Below are 15,707 nucleotides of genomic sequence, written 5' to 3'. Positions count from 1 at the left end.
AATGGTACGAGAATGATAATCGATATCAATAAAGCAAAGGATGATATTTATGTCAAAGGTAGAAATTATAACAACTTTACAAATGATAAAGGATTTAGAAGATAAAGAGTATATGTTTTCAATGATTAGTTATAACATAGCTCCTACTATATATAAAGATAAGCCATCTTCAATTATAAGTTTTTCTAAAAATAATAAAAATTTATATGATTTATGGCAAAAATATGGAGAAGAATTTTTACAATATTTTAATATAAAAGCTTTTCATATAAAAGATACAGGGGATACTCACACAGTGCTTTTTTATAAAGAAGATAAACTACAGACAAATTTATTTAAAAAGGAGCATATAAATTTTTTAAATGAATTTGGGTATAAAAATTATATGAGTATAGAAGAGCATTTATTATTATTAAAAAGCAGATATGAAATATCATGTCCTCATGAAATAGGTATATTTTTAGGCATACCTTTATCAGATGTAATTTGTTTTATGGAGTCATCAAAAAAGCCTTGTTTAATGTGTGGATATTGGAAGGTATATCATAATTTAAAGGAAGCTGTAAAAACATTTAAGAATTATGATGAAGCTAAAATTAAAGCATTAAAAACCATAAAAGAAGAAGTTGATATTCATGCATGGGATAAGGGTTAGTTGATATATTTTTTATAAATAATATGATAATGAGTATCAATATCAGAAGGGGTGATATAATGAATGAATCAGTAATTCAGTTAGATCAGCTGAAAATTGGTGATAAAGCTAAGGTAGTTAGCATAGCGCCAGAAAGTAGAGTTAGAAGAAGACTTATGGATATGGGTATTGTGAGAGGAACAGATGTATTCATGGAAGGAAAAGCTCCTATGGGAGACCCTATTGAAATAGGTGTAAGGGGATATGTTTTAACTCTAAGAAAAAATGAAGCAAAGGATGTATTAGTAGAAAGATTTTAGAAAGTGTATGTAATTTAGTAGTAAAAGGATGGAGGGTATAAATGAAAAAAGAATTAGTAATTGCGTTAGTTGGTAATCCTAATTGTGGTAAAACAAGTTTGTTTAATGCACTTACCGGTGCAAAACAACATGTAGGTAACTGGCCAGGAGTAACTGTAGAGAAAAAAGAAGGTAGATTAACTTTTGAAGGAAGGAACATTACAGTTGTGGATTTACCAGGAACATATAGTCTGGGGGCTTATTCAGAGGATGAAGTTGTGGCCAGAAATTTTATATTAGAGGGAAGTCCTGATGTGGTCATAAATGTAGTGGATTCTACTAATATAGAGAGAAACCTATATTTAACAACTCAACTTATGGAAATGAACACCAATGTTGTTTTAGCATTGAATATGATGGATGAGGCTAAAAATAAGAATATAGATATTGATGAATTTAAACTTTCAGAAAAATTAGGTATACATACAGTGCCTACAATAGCTATTAAAAAGGAGGGTGTAAAAGATCTTCTAAAAAAGACTATACAATTAGGAGAAAATAAAAAACAATTGTCATTCAAAATGGACTATGGAAAAGAAATAGAAAAAGAAATTACAAATTTAAAAAATATAATAATTGATAGTCCAGTATCTCTTGGATATCCAGCTGAATGGACTGCATTAAAACTTTTAGAAAATGATGCTTATATAGTAAATAAAATAAATGAAAATGGTTTAAATAAAAGGCTAATGGATGAAGTTAAAACAAGTATAAGTACTTTAACTAAATCTATAGGTTATGAACCGGAAGCTTATATTGTAGATATGAGATATGACTTTATTGCAGAAGCTACTAAAAATTCTGTTAAAAAACCAAGTGGGAAGATACTCTCTACTTCAGATAAAATAGATAAGGTTATTACTCATAAAATCTGGGGAATACCTATATTTGCAACAATAATGTTTTTAATGTATCAGATTACAATAACCTTTGGTAATGATTTCTTAGGCGGATTTATAGATGAAGGATTTGCATTTTTAGGAGAGTGGGCATCAGAAGCGATGGTTAATAGTCCAGAACTTTTACAATCTTTTGTTGTTGATGCTGTTATTGGAGGTATGGGGGCTGTTATTGTATTTGTTCCATTACTATTTACTATGTATTTTCTAATATCATTGTTAGAAGATAGTGGATATATGGCAAGAGCAGCATATGTTATGGACAGGTTTATGAGTTCTATAGGGTTACATGGTAAAACAGCAGTATCTTTAATTATATCAAGTGGATGTAATGTAGCAGGAATAATGTCTACAAGAACTATGGAAAGTAAAAAAGACAGAATGGTAAGTATACTTATAAATCCGTTTATATCATGCGGAGCTAGACTACCAGTATACGCTTTATTTGTATCAGCCTTTTTTGAAGAGAAAAAGATAGGTATATTTTCACAAGCAGGTATCATAATTTTTGGATTATATGTTCTAGGAATAATAATGGCTATATTTATGGGGAAGATATTTAGTAGTACGTTATTTAAAGGAGAACAGTCCTATTTTGTAATGGAACTTCCACCATATCGTATACCTACTATAAAAGGCGTTATAATTCATATGTGGGAAAAATCAGAGGCATTTATTAAAAAAGCAGGTACAATAATATTCGGTATAGTAGTATTAGTTTGGGCTTTATCTAATTTACCAGCTGGAGTAGAACCAGGAAGTGAGAATAGTATACTTGGTATTATAGGATCTGCAATTGCACCTATATTTAAACCAGCAGGATTTGGAAATTGGCAATCAGGAGTGGCTTTAATAACAGGGCTTGGAGCAAAGGAAGCTGTTGTAGGAACTATGGCAACTGTGTATGGAGTGGCATCTGAAGGAGTAGAACTTATACAAGAAGTAAGACAAATATTCACACCTCTTTCTGCAATTTCATTTATGGTGTTTACTTTGTTATATGCACCTTGTGCAGCGGCTATAGCAGCTGTTAAAAGAGAAACGAACTCTGCTAAGTGGGCGTGGTTTACAGTTTTATATACCACTGTAATAGCTTGGATTATGGCGGTTTTAGTTTATCAAATAGGAAAAATGTTGGGTTTTAGTTAATCATTAAGGGTATAAGGAATTAGTACAAGGGCACAATGAAAATGATTATCTATATCATTGAGGTAAAGGAGGGAGAGTTTTGTGAGTGTATTAGTAATTGGGGGAGACAGACTAGGAAATATAAAGGACAACTTAAAAAATAGCGGATTTGATAATATTAAACATGTAACAGGCAGAAGAAACTCCGATAGGAAAATAGATATACCGGTAAAAATGGATTTGGTTTTAATACTTACAGATTTTATAAACCATAAAGTGGCAGAAATAATAAAAGCTAAATCAAAGAAAAATAACACTAAGATATTATATTCAAAACGTTCATGGGTTCATATGGAAAAGGTTATAAAGGAATTTATAGATGATTATAAGATGAGGTGAATATATGTTAACAAAAGTATTAAAAGAAATAGCAGCAGGAGAATTAAAATCCAAAGAGGAAATATGTAAAAAGCTTTCTTTAAGTGAATCTATGCTAGAGGGGATAATGGATCAGTTAATACAAATGGGATATATAGAGCAGACTAATGGAGAATTATCATGTGATTGTAGTGGTTGTACTGGAAGTTGTCATTGCAGTAATATAAAAATGAATATGTGGACAATTTCACAAAAAGGGAAATCTATTTTAAATAAATAGTATAAAATTAAATATATATAGATATAAAAAGACTGTTGCTTTTAGCAACAGTCTTTTTATAGTGCAGTTAAATTTGTTTTGCTTTTAACAAAGTGGTCACTTATAGGTATTATATGGGGTTTACCAGTGATTGGATTTTTTAATATATATGTTTCCACATGGTATACATTCTTTATAGTTTGTTTATTTAAGACTTTTTCTGGTTCTCCCATTGAAACTATTTTACCTTCTTTTAACAAAATTAATTCATCACTGTATTGGGCTGCAAGATTTAAATCGTGTAGCACTGCTATTACAGTAATATCCTTCTTTAAGAATTTAATTGTATCTAATATATCTACTTGGTGTTGAATGTCTAAATTAGATATGGGCTCGTCTAATAAAATTATTTTACTTTGCTGTGCTAAGGCCCTAGCGATAATAACTCTTTGACGTTCACCACCGCTTAGTTCATTTACTAATTTATCTTTAAGATGCCAGGTAGATGTCATAACCATTGATTCTTTTGCTACTATTAAATCTTCTTCAGTTTCGTTTTTAAGTCTGCTTAAATATGGGGCTCTACCCATCAATACAATATCCATTACAGTAAAATCAAAGTCTATCATAGTATTTTGAGGTACAGATGCAATTTTTTTTGATAAATCTTTTGTAGATAGATTTACAATGTCATCTCCTTCAATATAAATACTATTTTTTTTAATTGGAACTACTCTTAATATATTTTTAAGAAGGGTTGTTTTACCAGAACCATTGGGCCCAATAATGCTATAAAATTTATTCTTTTCTAAGGAAATATTTATATTTTTTAATATGGCTTTATTTGAATAACTATAGTTTAGATTTCGAATATTTATTATAGGATTTTCCTTAGGGTTCATTATATCACCTTCTTTTTATTTTTTATCAATAGGTATATAAAGAAAGGAGCTCCAAAAATTGATGTTATGGCACCTACAGGTATTTCAGCAGGTGGTATCAAGGTTCTAGCAAGGGTATCTGAAATTATCATAAATATGGAACCACCAAGGGCCGAAAAAGGAATTAATACTCTATGGTCTGGCCCTACCATAATTCTTATAATGTGAGGAATTATAAGACCTACAAAGCCTATAACACCACTAACAGATACACAAGAAGCAACTATAACAGATGATAAAATAAGTATTATCTTTTTAACTTTATGGACTTCGATACCGAGACTTGTAGCTGTTTCATCTCCTGTAAGCATTAAATTTAAATCTTTAGCATATAAAAAAATTACTATACTGCCTATAAATACAAAAGGAGTTAGAGTAAACACTTGTTTCCAATTTGCAGATGATATACTTCCCATAGTCCAAAAGACAATTTGATCTATTTGTTCTCTATTAAATATCATTACTAAAGATATAAGTGAAGACAAAAGAAAACTTACTGATACTCCAGATAATAGTAATGTATTGGTAGGTAATTTTGTACCCACTTTAGCAATATTATAAACAACAAAAGTTGTCAGCATTGCACCGGCAAATGCAAATATCGTAATAATATTGGAACCTAGGAAGCTTGCTTGAAAACCTATTACTATAGCAATAGAAGCACCCAAGGCAGAACCAGAGGATATTCCAAGTACATAAGGATCTGCCATAGGATTTTTAAAAATAGCTTGGAAGGAGGTTCCTACTATAGATAAACCGGCTCCAATTAATGAAGATATTACTATTCTAGGTAATCTTATATTTAAAATAATTAATTTATGTGTATTGGAAATGTTAGTGACATCTACAAGTGTTCCTATAAAAGGCATTTTGCATATTAAAATTTTTAATGTTTTAATGAATGTTATATTAGCAATTCCTAGAGTACTGGATAATATTGTTATAAAAAACAATACTATAAGTAAAAGGATGAATAATATAGCATAATGTCGTTTGTTATTAGCAAATATCATAGGAATCCTCTTTTCATTCTATTTAAAAGCTTCAGGATGAATTATTTTTGCTAAAGCTTCAAGTCCATCAGCCAATCTTGGACCTTGTCTATCAAGCATATTATTGTCAATTTCAAATAGTTTATTATTTTTCACTGCAGATAAATCTTTATAGCCATTAGTGGATTTAAAACTATCTTTTGTGTTGAAATATTTAGAACAAATAACTATATCAGGATTTTTTTCTAGTAATTTTTCTAAACTATATTTCCACTCTACTGCATCTGAAGCTGAATTATTTCCGCCAGCCATTGTTATGGACTTATCTATAAATGTATCTTTTCCTGGTGTAAAATCTCCGGTTTTACCAAAGGATACAACATAATAAACAGAAGGAGTAGGTTTACCAGCAACCTTTTTTATAACACCATCTACTTTATTTTTCATATTTTTAATAGTTTCTGTGGCCTTTTTATTTGAGTTTAATAATTTTCCAACAGATTTAATAGTATTATAAGCACCTTCAAAATCTTCAGCACCATATAATACGGCCACTTTTATTCCAAGGTCTTCTAGCTTCTTTAAAACATCTCTTTTAAAGTGTGTTGATGCGATAACTATATCAGGTTTTAACTCTACTATTTTTTCAATATTTGGATCTTGCAGACCACCAATAGAAGTAACTTCTTTTACTTTTTGAGGATAATCACAAAAATCAGTTCTTCCCACTAATTTATTATCTTTCCCTATAGCATATATAGTTTCTGTTATGTTGGGAGCTAAAGAAATTATTCTTTCGGGTTCTTTATCTAATTTTATTTCTCTATTGTAAGAATCTTTAATTGTTAATGGATATTTTGTTTCACTGATGGTATTTTCATTAGTATTTTTGTTTTCAGTATTTTTATTTGTAGTACAAGCTGCTAATGAAAATACAAATAAGAGTGTTAAGATTAATGATAGTATTTTTTTCTTTTTAAACATTTTTTCCTCCTTAGTTTGTATAAAATAAAAGACCATTACCTAAAATAAGATAATGGTTTAATCTCTTTTAAACCATAAGCTTATCCTCGTAAGCTAAATGTTTACATATCACACTATAGGCAGGTATCCTGGCTAAGATTCATCATATATTAACGCCTTCCCCAATAGCATTGAGTGGCAAAATGTTAATATACTCCTCATTACAGTGGCGGGACCGCAGAAGCATTAAACTTCTTTCCCTTTTAAACCTGAAAGGTACCTATTAAGTGAATTATTCTAATAACTCGAATTGAGTTTATCATTAAATTTATTTACTGTCAATAAAATAAGATTTTCATATAATAGTGGTTTAAAATTTATGTATTTACATACCAAAAGTACATTGATAAAATAAATACTAACATAAAAAATTATAAGGAGACTAGTTTATGGAAACAGTTACATACTATCCAGGGAGTTTTGGAGAAATTCTTCAGGGAAATTTAAATGGTATAGATATATTATGCTCATGTCCAATAAATATATTTACTAAGGTAAAAATAATTGAAAGTAAGAAACCTATTTATAAATTTAACAATTTAAAGTCAGTAAAGTTTTTAAATAATTTATTAATTGAATGGGGATTAGAAAGTTATAATAAAAATTTAGATATTTTAATTCAGTCTAATATTCCAAAAGGAAAAGGATTCGCCAGTAGTACTGCGGATTTATGTGGGGTATATTATGGGCTTTTAAAACTTTTTAACAAAAATTTTAAAGAGGATGAATTGATTAGAAATTGTATAAAGATTGAACCAAGTGACAGTATAATCTTTAAAGAATTAAATATATTTGACTATAAAAAAGGAATTTATAAAGAAAAAATAGGCAATTATATGGAGTTTAATATATTAGTGTTTGAAGGTAAAAGAACAGTAGATACATTAGAGTTTAATAGGAAAAGTCTTCCCCCATTACAAAACGTAGAGGATTTAATAGAAAAATTTAAGAAAGCAATTAAAGAAAATAATGTAAAAGAAGTAGCATATTGTTCGGAAGAAAGCATTAAAAGAAATCAAAATAGACTAAACTACAATATACTTAGTATTTTAAATAGTATAAAAAAGGATATTGGTGGATATGGAATAATAGGCGCTCATAGTGGGGATGCGCTAGGTATAATATATGAAGATTATATAGATAGAAGGATTATAGAAAAATATTCAATGTATCTTAATGATTATAGGATTTACAATGTAAAAACTTTAAGTAATATATATAATAATATGAAATTTAAATAAATATAATCAAATAGATAGGAAATTATAGAATATAACAACAATGTATAAGAAATCAAATGTAATTTGATGTATTGGCTATATATAAGAAAAAGTTAACTTGTATTAATGTGAATTTTTATATAAAATTTATGTTAATAATTTTATAATTAAAAGATGATGAGGAAAAAAAGTAACTATAGAAATTGTAAAGAGAGACGGTGGTAGGTGAGAACCGTATTAGGACTATAGAGAAAATTCATTTCCGAATCGTAGGCTGAACATCTTATTAAATAAAGATAATTAAGCCGTGCCGGTTTCCTAACGTTATTAAGGATAGAGATGATTTGTATATCAAATTGGGTGGTACCGCGAAAATATTCGTCCCTTTAGAGGGACGTTTTTTTATATTCAAATTTATATAAAAATATAGTATTTTTTAGGTAAAGCTATTTTGAATATAAATAATTAGGGTGGTACCACGGCATTCGTCCCTTTAGGGATGAATGCTTTTTTCATAAAATTTTTAAGTAATAGGGGGTTAAGTATGAATAAAGATTCAAAAAACATTTTAATAACAGGTTTTGCATTATTTTCTATATTTTTTGGTGCAGGTAATTTAATATTTCCACCTACTCTTGGATTTGTTGCAGGGGATAAGTGGATATGGATAATGGTAGGGTTTCTTCTTACCTGTATAAGTTTGCCGCTTATTGGTATTATTTCTGTGGCTGTATGTGGGGGTACTACAGATAAATTAACTAGTAAGGTGAGTAATAATTTTGGGAAAATATTATGTTCAATAATAATGCTATCAATAGGACCAATGTTTTGTATACCAAGAACAGGTGCCACCACATTTGAATTAGGGGTAGAGCCCTTATTTACCAATGTCAGCCCAGTAATTGTTTCTATATTATATTTTACTATTACTCTTATATTTGTAATTAATGAAAGTAGTGTAGTAGATAAAGTTGGAACTATTCTTACACCATTTCTACTAATAACATTAGTAGCTATAATATTAAAGGCCATATTTGTTCCTATGGGGGCGCCTATAAATACAATGATAGACAAACCATTTTCTAAAGGGTTTACAGAGGGATATCAAACTATGGATGCTATAGGATCTATAATTGTAGCACAAATGGTTATACAAAGTTTAATAAAAAAAGGATATAAAAATGGAAAAGACCAAATAAGGATGGTTGTTAAATCTGGAATAATTTCTGCAATATGCCTTGGATTTGTTTATGGAGGACTTGTATATATTGGTTCCACAGCAAGTGGTGTAGCACCTAAAGATGCTACAAGAACAGGCCTTCTTATATTTGTAATGGAGAGACTGCTTGGAAGTTCTAGTAAAATAATATTTGGAATAGCTATATCTATTGCATGTTTAACTACGGCGGTTGGACTTACTGCAACTGCAGGTAATTATTTTAGCAAACTAAGTAATGGGAAAGTTAGTTACAAATTAATTGTTACTATTATATGTATATTTAGTTGTGCAATCTCAAATTATGGGGTTGATACTATAATAGAGTTGGCAGTACCAGTACTTGTTACAACTTATCCTGTAGTTATAGTTTTGATAGTAATGAGTTTGTTTGATAAATATATAAAGAATAATAATATTTATGCAGGGGCTGTTTATGGTGCTTTATTTGTGAGTATATTTAGCTCACTAGAGTCCATTGGAATAAATGTTGAATTAGTAACAAATATAATTAATAAATTGCCTTTTGCAAGTTATGGATTCTTTTGGATAATACCTGCTTTAATAGGAGGATTAATAGGAGGGGTATTATTTAAGGGTAATAAAGAAGAATTAAACTGTAAAAAAGTAGTTTAATACAAATAGTAAGGTTTAGGATTTAAATAAATTATAAACCTTACTTTATATTCTAATAAAAATTACAAAAAATGATGTAATTTTGTTGACTATTCCATATTAATGTAATATAATAAAGAAGCGCTGTAAGTAAATGATATGGCCTCTTGGTCAAGTGGTTAAGACGCCACCCTCTCAAGGTGGAATCAGGGGTTCAATTCCCCTAGGGGCTACCAAAGCGTGAAACTAAGGAGTTTGAAGAGTTTAAACTTCTTAGTTTTTTTTATTTTCCCACACTTTTCCCACACTAGTTTCTTATCCAAACAAATCATTTAATTTCTCAACAGCATTTATTTTTTCTTTAGGCATTACATGAGTATATATATCTGCTGTTATAGATATATCTGAATGTCCTAATAAAATTTGTACTGTCTTAAGTGAAACACCTTTCTCAAATAATTTTGTGGCATAAGTGTGTCTAAGAGAATGAAATTTTTTATGTTTAATTTCTACTTTTTTTAATAAACTTTTATAACTTTTAAATAAGTTTTTTACACTTGTTGGATTACCAAATATATTGGGAAATACAAGATTATTTTCATTATAAGCAGGACCAGCTTTTACTTTTTCAAGGAGCTGTTTTCTTGCATGACTCTTTAATACAGGTGTCAAGCTAGATGGGATAGGTACATTTCTTATAGAATTTTTAGTTTTTGGAGTCTGAACTAAAAATTTATATTCATATGTTCCGTCGGCATTTATAATTTTTACACGTTTGATGCTTTTGTTTACTGTAACCTCTTTGTTTCCCATATCTATATCATCCCAGGTTAACGCTAAGAGTTCGCCTTGTCTTAGCCCTGTGCCAAGTGCCATTAAAATTAAAGCATGTAGTCTGCTATCCCTTGTTTCTGTTCTTAGTTTATATATTTCTCCATCTGTAAAAATTTCTATCTCTTTATGTTTTTGTTTAAGTTCATTTGCTCCAGGGATAGCTATTTTTAAACATGGGTTTTTTAGAATATAACCTTCATCAATTGTATAATTAAAAAATGTTTTTAATAGCTTATTTAAAGTTTTTATAGAATTACTACTCTTGCCATTTTTAAATAGGTTGTTATAGTGTCTTTGCAATTGTAGAGTTTTCAATTCTTTTAATTTTATTCCATATATTTGGGTGTCTTTTAGATAATTTCTATAGATGCCTTCATATTTTTGGAAAGAAGAAGGTTTAACTTTTACTTTCATCACTTCAAAAAGCCAATTAAAAAATGTTTTGCCAAATTCGCAATTACTAAAGTCAATATTTAAGCCATTCTTTATTCCAGATAAATATTCGTCTCTTTTATTTTCAGCTTCTTTTTTTGATTTGCCATAAAATTCTTTTCGTATAAGTTTACCATTACTATCTCTTCCAATTGAAACAGTAACTCGAAAATACTCTTTACCATTTTTTTTATAATTTATCTTGCGTGCCATTCCAATCACCTTCATTATTGTTTTAGCATACATTCTTTTATCAGAATGTATGCTTTGCTTTTTAAGTAAGCTTTTTAATTTTTAATTTTATTAGATTTAGAATTTCTTCTTCTACTTCCTCAGGAATATTATTAGCATCATTTATAACCTTATCATCAACCAATTTTTTAATAAAATCATCTACTAAAAACATTCTATTTGAGTTGTTTGTAATATAATCTAGAGAAACTCCATAGAACTGGGACAATTTTTTTAACGTGTCTATAGTCCCGGTTCTATTACCTTTTTCTAAATGCCAAAGCATATTTTTGCTTATGCCTGTTTTTTTAGCTAATTCATCTAAAGTAAGATTTGAATCAGTTCTTAACTTTAGTAGTATTTCATGTTGCTCCATAGTCAACCCTCCTTCCGTTTAGCATAATTATATTATATCCATTTTGGAGACTATAAGCAAACTTAATCTTATCTCCAAAATGGAGACGAATGGAGAAAAACAAAGATTTACTTAAATATTCTCATTTATTCGCCGTAAATCATAGCTAGACAGATTTGCGTTGTCTCCAAAATGGGGATAGAATTTAAAGCGAAGGGAGGCAAGAAAAATGAATTTTAAAGCATTAAGGAAAAGACAGAATTTAAGCATTAGACAAGCAGCTGAAAAACTAGGTATTAATTATCAATCTGTATGTCGCTATGAAAACAAAGGGAGAGTTCCTACAAATAAAATTTTATCAAAAATGTTATTTGTTTATAAATGCAGTGAACAAGAACTAGGGGAAGCTGTTATATGCAATGTTAAAAATAGGAGGGATATTGATGAAAGCAAAGATAATGGAAGTAACTAAATCTTTAAGCAATAAGCAATTAAAAGAAATAATAAAGGAAGCTATTGAAGAAGCTAAAGCTGTTGAAAAAGCTACTCTAACCATAGAGGAATGTTGCAAGTATAGTGGAATAGGAAGGGATAAGTTATTGCAGTTAGCACATGCTAAAAATGATTTCCCTGCTTTTAAAGTAGGTAAGAAGTTTTTGGTTAATAAAGAACTTTTAGATGAATGGCTAGATAAAGTAAGTAAAGAAAAAATATCTATTTGAAGGTGGGGAGATAATGAACAATATTATGAGGTTTGAAGATAAACAAGTTGAAGTTTTGGAATTTAAAGGACAAGCATTATTTAACCCATATAATGTTGGGGAATGTTTAGGACTAACTGAAAGCGCAGTTAGAAAAGCAGTATCAAATATGAGCAACAAGCAAGTTATTAAATTAAAAAATTTAGATGTGAAAGAAAGTAACATCCGAAAATTGAATAATGCAGGCGAAAACTTCCTTACGGAAAGTGGAGTTTATAAGTTAATATTTAGAAGCAACAAGCCTAGTGCGGAGAAATTTACCAATTGGGTAACTGATGAAGTGCTTCCATCTATAAGAAAGCACGGTATGTATGCCAAGGATGAATTACTAGACAATCCAGACTTGTTAATACAAGTAGCTACAGAACTTAAGAAGGAGAAAGAAGAAAAGAAACTATTACAGCAACAAAATACACAGCAAAAGAAACAACTAGAAGAACAGAAGCCAAAAGTTATTTTTGCAGATAGTGTACAAGCATCTAAAACTTCAATCTTAGTTGGAGATTTAGCAAAGATTATAAAACAAAATGGCATAGACATGGGTGCTAAAAGATTATTCATATGGCTAAGAAATAAAGGCTATTTAATAAAGAGAAAGGGTATGGACTACAATATGCCTACGCAAAAATCTATGGAACTTAAATTATTTGAGGTTAAAGAAACTTCAATAACACATTCAGATGGACATATAAGTATATCTAAGACGCCTAAGATAACTGGTAAAGGTCAGGTATATTTTATAAATAAATTTAAGGGGATTATGTAGGTGGAGAATATAAAAAATTATTAGGAGGTAAAAGCATGGATAAAGTAATTTTAAACATAGAAAATGGACAACCTATAACAGAAATAGGCGGAAAAAGAGTTTTAACAACAGAGCAACTAGCTGAAATATATGAAACTGATATAAATAATATTCAAGCTAATTTTTAAAATCACAAAGGCAATTTCATAAAAGGTAAACATTATTATTTTTTACAAGGCGAGGAATTAAGGGGATTCAAGAACCAAGTCAATGATATTGACCTAGTTGGGAAAAGGGCTTCAAGTTTATATCTCTGGACAGAAAGAGGAGCAAATAGACATTGCAAAATATTAGATACTGATAAAGCATGGGAGCAGTTCGACAACTTAGAGGAAAATTACTTTAGAGTTAAGGAGAAAAAGGTAGAAGTAAATCAGCTTAGTCCAGAATTGCAAATGTTTAATAGTTTATTTAAAGCAATAGCAACTACAGAACTGGAACAAAAGAAATTAAATGTAGCAGTGCAAGAAACTAAAGAAGAGGTACAAGCTATAAGGGATGTAGTAGAGATAAGACCATCACAAAGTTGGAGGAATGAAACTAATAGATTAATGACTAAAATATGTTTTAAAGCCAAAGATTACTCTAAGCCAAAAGAGCAAGTATATAAGGCTTTAAATGAAAGAGCTAGAGTAGATTTAAAAAGAAGGTTAGAGAACATGAGGGCTAGATTGGCTCTGAATGGAACTGCTAAGAGTAAGATTGGTGAACTTAACTTTCTGGATGTAATTGCAGATGATAAGAAACTTATAGAGATTTACACAGCTATAGTTAAAGAAACAGCTATTAAATATAAGATTGCATAGGAGGTGAGAATCATGGAAAAAGAATTTATAACACAACTAGTGCAGAATAAGCTTAAAAAAGTAAAAAAGCTCACAGCTGCACTAGTTACAATAACAATAATTACTTCGATTGTTAATGGTATCAGCATATATCATTACAATCAATTAATAAAAAAAGAAAAAGTATTTTTACAGAAAGGTGAAAAAATACTTTTAGAAATAGAAACTTATATATCTGAATAATATTAAGGAGTCTTTTCTATATCATTTAAGCAATCATTTATTTGTTCAAGTATATTAACAATTTTAGTTTGGGTTTCAATATTTTTAGCCTGAATTTCAGCATTTTCCTTTGATTGATTATTTGCATCAATTGTATTTGATATTTGGATAAAGAGACTAAGCAAGCTTATTATAAACATAATTAAAAATTTCCAATCAAATGTTTTACTTGATTCTACATCAGCTGGCATAACCGCAGTATATGATAAATCTATATCGGTAGGTTCATCAATAACATATTGTATGTGATGGGAGAGATCATTTATTGATTCTATTAATTCATTAGTATTAATTTCAGGTATATTTAGGTCTAAATCAAGCCTTTTATATATGTTAGGAAGTTGATTGAAAATACGATTCATGTTTTGTGAAAAAGTAGTAGTAAGTGTTTCAGAAAAAGTGCTATTAGAAAATTGTTGGGAGAAACTATTTAAAGTTTCTTGGTGCTTAGCTAAAAGTTCAGCAAAATTTCTACCTAACCCATAGCACATATTAAATTGTGATTGTACTTTAGCAAGATTTTGTAACGTAGCATTATTGAATACAGAATCGGGTATTTTTAGTTTAGAAAATTGACTAGCAATATTTTTCTGTATTTTTAAGACATCATAAATAGTTGACATTATTCCACATCCCTTTCTTAAGAAGATTTTACCACAAAGGGGACAAGCAGTAAAAGATATAGGAGGTGATAATGTGACCGCAACAGGCAGGTTTGTGCTAAGTATATATAGTCTAGTTGCAGTAACAGTTTTAGTAATGTTTAGCGTAAGAAAAGTAGCTAGAGAGGAGGCGGAAGGATGGGAATTAGCACTTTTAATACCAACTTTAATTTTCCTAATAAATATAATTTAGATGGTAGCAAAATCTATAATGTAGAAACTGGACAAGCAGTATTCGACTTGGAAGATTTAACCTTAGAACAACTTAAAAAATTGTATCTAAAATTAGAAAAAGAAAAAGAGCTGCGCCAACAGCTCAAATGAAAAATATTTTTAAAGATACTAAATAGATTTTATAAGAAAATGGAGGGAATGTAAAGTGATAAATAAATTATTAAAAAATGAAATAGATGAATTACAAGAGGTACAAGGTTTTAAAGTTGACAGTTTAGATAGTGCTAATTGGTGCTTTAGGAAGATAAGAGCATTGCAAGAACAGGTTAGAGAAAATAAAGCCCTTGCAGAACAAGAAAAAGAAAGAATAAATGCATGGGAAAGAAAAGAAAATGAACTTGCAGAAAGTAATATAGTTTATTTTGAAACTATATTGACTGAATATTACAGAAAACTAAAAGAAGAAAATCCAAAAGCAAAGGTAAATACACCTTACGGAAAGATAAGCAGTAGAAAGTCTAAGAAATGGAGTTACAACGACAAAGAAGTAATAGAGTGGGCGGCTAAAAACGGATATGACGACCTTATAAGACTTAAGGAAGAACTGGACAAGTCTACAATAAAAAAGACATTTAAAGATGGTATAGACACAAATACAGGAGAAATAATTCCCGGAATAGAGATAACAGAGGAAGAGAAAATAACCATAAAGGTGGAATAAA

General features: G+C 29.4%; 20 protein-coding genes, 1 tRNA gene, 1 pseudogene, 1 riboswitch and 1 other annotated feature. Of the genes and pseudogenes, 16 read left to right on the top strand and 6 right to left on the bottom strand.

Features of this window, described 5'->3' with window-relative positions; translation table 11 throughout:
- The first annotated feature begins 49 nt into the window (after positions 1 to 49).
- The 5 genes from EJL03_RS06490 to EJL03_RS06470 all read left to right on the top strand — a co-directional run bounded on the left by EJL03_RS06490 (position 50) and on the right by EJL03_RS06470 (position 3,678).
- Positions 50 to 655, top strand: coding sequence for a DUF3793 family protein (locus tag EJL03_RS06490; RefSeq protein WP_164509021.1), 606 nt, complete (start codon positions 50 to 52; stop codon positions 653 to 655).
- 59 nt (positions 656 to 714) lie between these two features.
- Positions 715 to 954, top strand: coding sequence for a FeoA family protein (locus EJL03_RS06485; RefSeq protein ID WP_125153151.1), 240 nt, complete (start codon positions 715 to 717; stop codon positions 952 to 954).
- A 41-nt stretch (positions 955 to 995) separates the two neighbouring features.
- Positions 996 to 3,041, top strand: a complete 2,046-nt coding sequence (feoB, locus tag EJL03_RS06480; RefSeq protein WP_125153150.1) for a ferrous iron transport protein B — start codon at positions 996 to 998, stop codon at positions 3,039 to 3,041.
- An 81-nt stretch (positions 3,042 to 3,122) separates the two neighbouring features.
- On the top strand, positions 3,123 to 3,419 hold the full coding sequence (locus EJL03_RS06475; protein WP_125153149.1) for a DUF2325 domain-containing protein: 297 nt from the start codon (positions 3,123 to 3,125) through the stop codon (positions 3,417 to 3,419).
- A 4-nt stretch (positions 3,420 to 3,423) separates the two neighbouring features.
- Positions 3,424 to 3,678, top strand: coding sequence for a FeoC-like transcriptional regulator (locus EJL03_RS06470; protein ID WP_125153148.1), 255 nt, complete (start codon positions 3,424 to 3,426; stop codon positions 3,676 to 3,678).
- A gap of 56 nt (positions 3,679 to 3,734) precedes the next feature.
- Here EJL03_RS06470 and EJL03_RS06465 read toward each other — a convergent pair whose 3' ends face one another.
- The 3 genes from EJL03_RS06465 to EJL03_RS06455 are packed head-to-tail and all read right to left on the bottom strand — an operon-like array spanning position 3,735 to position 6,574.
- Positions 3,735 to 4,559 carry an ABC transporter ATP-binding protein gene (locus tag EJL03_RS06465; protein ID WP_125153147.1) on the bottom strand — a complete coding sequence of 275 codons (825 nt, stop codon included), beginning with the start codon at positions 4,557 to 4,559 and terminating at the stop codon, positions 3,735 to 3,737.
- Positions 4,559 to 5,611, bottom strand: a complete 1,053-nt coding sequence (locus EJL03_RS06460; protein WP_125153146.1) for a FecCD family ABC transporter permease — start codon at positions 5,609 to 5,611, stop codon at positions 4,559 to 4,561. Before EJL03_RS06460 ends, EJL03_RS06465 begins: the two co-directional genes overlap by 1 nt.
- Before the next feature lie 18 nt (positions 5,612 to 5,629).
- Positions 5,630 to 6,574 (bottom strand): ABC transporter substrate-binding protein, encoded by a 945-nt coding sequence (locus tag EJL03_RS06455; RefSeq protein WP_125153145.1) that lies wholly within the window; start codon positions 6,572 to 6,574, stop codon positions 5,630 to 5,632.
- Positions 6,575 to 6,675: 101 nt separating this feature from the next.
- Positions 6,676 to 6,852, bottom strand: a riboswitch (cobalamin riboswitch).
- A gap of 150 nt (positions 6,853 to 7,002) precedes the next feature.
- On the opposite strand from EJL03_RS06455, the gene EJL03_RS06450 reads away from it, so the two are divergent.
- The 3 genes from EJL03_RS06450 (at position 7,003) to EJL03_RS06440 (ending at position 9,900) form a co-directional block, all read left to right on the top strand.
- Entirely contained in the window at positions 7,003 to 7,854 is an 852-nt protein-coding gene (locus tag EJL03_RS06450; RefSeq protein ID WP_125153144.1) for a GHMP family kinase ATP-binding protein, read from the top strand.
- A gap of 147 nt (positions 7,855 to 8,001) precedes the next feature.
- Positions 8,002 to 8,222, top strand: a binding site (T-box leader).
- A 155-nt stretch (positions 8,223 to 8,377) separates the two neighbouring features.
- On the top strand, positions 8,378 to 9,685 hold the full coding sequence (gene brnQ / locus EJL03_RS06445) for a branched-chain amino acid transport system II carrier protein (protein WP_125153143.1): 1,308 nt from the start codon (positions 8,378 to 8,380) through the stop codon (positions 9,683 to 9,685).
- Positions 9,686 to 9,825: 140 nt separating this feature from the next.
- Positions 9,826 to 9,900 (top strand) — tRNA-Glu (locus EJL03_RS06440).
- 79 nt (positions 9,901 to 9,979) lie between these two features.
- On the opposite strand, the gene EJL03_RS06435 is transcribed toward EJL03_RS06440, so the two are convergent.
- Positions 9,980 to 11,143: a tyrosine-type recombinase/integrase gene (locus EJL03_RS06435; protein ID WP_125153142.1), complete on the bottom strand. Its 1,164-nt coding sequence runs from the start codon at positions 11,141 to 11,143 to the stop codon at positions 9,980 to 9,982.
- A 61-nt stretch (positions 11,144 to 11,204) separates the two neighbouring features.
- On the bottom strand, positions 11,205 to 11,537 hold the full coding sequence (locus tag EJL03_RS06430) for a helix-turn-helix domain-containing protein (protein ID WP_125153141.1): 333 nt from the start codon (positions 11,535 to 11,537) through the stop codon (positions 11,205 to 11,207).
- Between the two features lie 208 nt (positions 11,538 to 11,745).
- Between EJL03_RS06430 and EJL03_RS06425 the strand changes: the two genes are divergently transcribed.
- From EJL03_RS06425 to EJL03_RS06405, 5 genes and pseudogenes are all read left to right on the top strand, one after another.
- Entirely contained in the window at positions 11,746 to 11,988 is a 243-nt protein-coding gene (locus tag EJL03_RS06425) for a helix-turn-helix domain-containing protein (RefSeq protein WP_125153140.1), read from the top strand.
- The gene (locus EJL03_RS06420; protein ID WP_125153139.1) at positions 11,960 to 12,238 is read left to right on the top strand and encodes an excisionase family DNA-binding protein; all 279 of its coding nucleotides are present in this window, start codon (positions 11,960 to 11,962) and stop codon (positions 12,236 to 12,238) included. The genes EJL03_RS06425 and EJL03_RS06420 overlap by 29 nt, the downstream gene beginning before the upstream one ends.
- A 13-nt stretch (positions 12,239 to 12,251) precedes the next feature.
- Positions 12,252 to 13,043, top strand: coding sequence for a phage antirepressor KilAC domain-containing protein (locus tag EJL03_RS06415; protein WP_125153138.1), 792 nt, complete (start codon positions 12,252 to 12,254; stop codon positions 13,041 to 13,043).
- A 35-nt stretch (positions 13,044 to 13,078) separates the two neighbouring features.
- Positions 13,079 to 13,888, top strand: a pseudogene (locus tag EJL03_RS06410) (ORF6N domain-containing protein).
- A 12-nt stretch (positions 13,889 to 13,900) separates the two neighbouring features.
- On the top strand, positions 13,901 to 14,110 hold the full coding sequence (locus tag EJL03_RS06405; RefSeq protein ID WP_125153137.1) for a hypothetical protein: 210 nt from the start codon (positions 13,901 to 13,903) through the stop codon (positions 14,108 to 14,110).
- A gap of 2 nt (positions 14,111 to 14,112) precedes the next feature.
- Here the strand turns inward: EJL03_RS06405 and EJL03_RS06400 are convergent, their stop codons facing one another.
- Positions 14,113 to 14,772, bottom strand: a complete 660-nt coding sequence (locus EJL03_RS06400; protein WP_125153136.1) for a hypothetical protein — start codon at positions 14,770 to 14,772, stop codon at positions 14,113 to 14,115.
- Between the two features lie 73 nt (positions 14,773 to 14,845).
- Here EJL03_RS06400 and EJL03_RS16025 point away from each other — a divergent pair, with 73 nt between their 5' ends.
- The 3 genes from EJL03_RS16025 to EJL03_RS06395 are packed head-to-tail and all read left to right on the top strand — an operon-like array spanning position 14,846 to position 15,706.
- On the top strand, positions 14,846 to 15,004 hold the full coding sequence (locus tag EJL03_RS16025; RefSeq protein ID WP_164509020.1) for a hypothetical protein: 159 nt from the start codon (positions 14,846 to 14,848) through the stop codon (positions 15,002 to 15,004).
- A complete protein-coding gene (locus EJL03_RS16020) occupies positions 14,950 to 15,135 on the top strand; it encodes a hypothetical protein (RefSeq protein WP_164509019.1) in 186 nt (61 codons plus the stop codon). Before EJL03_RS16025 ends, EJL03_RS16020 begins: the two co-directional genes overlap by 55 nt.
- A 55-nt stretch (positions 15,136 to 15,190) precedes the next feature.
- Entirely contained in the window at positions 15,191 to 15,706 is a 516-nt protein-coding gene (locus EJL03_RS06395; RefSeq protein ID WP_125153135.1) for a host-nuclease inhibitor Gam family protein, read from the top strand.
- Position 15,707: the final 1 nt, after the last annotated feature.

This window comes from Clostridium rectalis, from assembly GCF_900626095.1.
In the GTDB taxonomy this organism is placed as follows: Bacteria; Bacillota; Clostridia; order Clostridiales; family Clostridiaceae; genus Clostridium_AS; species Clostridium_AS rectalis.
The sequence above is the reverse complement of the archived record's forward strand: the minus strand, read 5'-3'. Positions and strand labels throughout refer to the sequence as shown.

Coding starts and splice junctions, on each gene's coding strand:
- EJL03_RS06405 (WP_125153137.1), top strand. CDS start 13,901: ATGGAAAAAGAATTTATAACACAACTAGTGCAGAATAAGCTTAAAAAA.
- EJL03_RS06490 (WP_164509021.1), top strand. CDS start 50: ATGTCAAAGGTAGAAATTATAACAACTTTACAAATGATAAAGGATTTA.
- EJL03_RS06420 (WP_125153139.1), top strand. CDS start 11,960: ATGAAAGCAAAGATAATGGAAGTAACTAAATCTTTAAGCAATAAGCAA.
- EJL03_RS06425 (WP_125153140.1), top strand. CDS start 11,746: ATGAATTTTAAAGCATTAAGGAAAAGACAGAATTTAAGCATTAGACAA.
- EJL03_RS16020 (WP_164509019.1), top strand. CDS start 14,950: ATGGGAATTAGCACTTTTAATACCAACTTTAATTTTCCTAATAAATAT.
- EJL03_RS06435 (WP_125153142.1), bottom strand. CDS start 11,143: ATGGCACGCAAGATAAATTATAAAAAAAATGGTAAAGAGTATTTTCGA.
- EJL03_RS06455 (WP_125153145.1), bottom strand. CDS start 6,574: ATGTTTAAAAAGAAAAAAATACTATCATTAATCTTAACACTCTTATTT.
- EJL03_RS06465 (WP_125153147.1), bottom strand. CDS start 4,559: ATGAACCCTAAGGAAAATCCTATAATAAATATTCGAAATCTAAACTAT.
- EJL03_RS06430 (WP_125153141.1), bottom strand. CDS start 11,537: ATGGAGCAACATGAAATACTACTAAAGTTAAGAACTGATTCAAATCTT.
- EJL03_RS06470 (WP_125153148.1), top strand. CDS start 3,424: ATGTTAACAAAAGTATTAAAAGAAATAGCAGCAGGAGAATTAAAATCC.
- EJL03_RS06450 (WP_125153144.1), top strand. CDS start 7,003: ATGGAAACAGTTACATACTATCCAGGGAGTTTTGGAGAAATTCTTCAG.
- EJL03_RS06415 (WP_125153138.1), top strand. CDS start 12,252: ATGAACAATATTATGAGGTTTGAAGATAAACAAGTTGAAGTTTTGGAA.
- EJL03_RS06485 (WP_125153151.1), top strand. CDS start 715: ATGAATGAATCAGTAATTCAGTTAGATCAGCTGAAAATTGGTGATAAA.
- brnQ (WP_125153143.1), top strand. CDS start 8,378: ATGAATAAAGATTCAAAAAACATTTTAATAACAGGTTTTGCATTATTT.
- EJL03_RS06460 (WP_125153146.1), bottom strand. CDS start 5,611: ATGATATTTGCTAATAACAAACGACATTATGCTATATTATTCATCCTT.
- feoB (WP_125153150.1), top strand. CDS start 996: ATGAAAAAAGAATTAGTAATTGCGTTAGTTGGTAATCCTAATTGTGGT.
- EJL03_RS06400 (WP_125153136.1), bottom strand. CDS start 14,772: ATGTCAACTATTTATGATGTCTTAAAAATACAGAAAAATATTGCTAGT.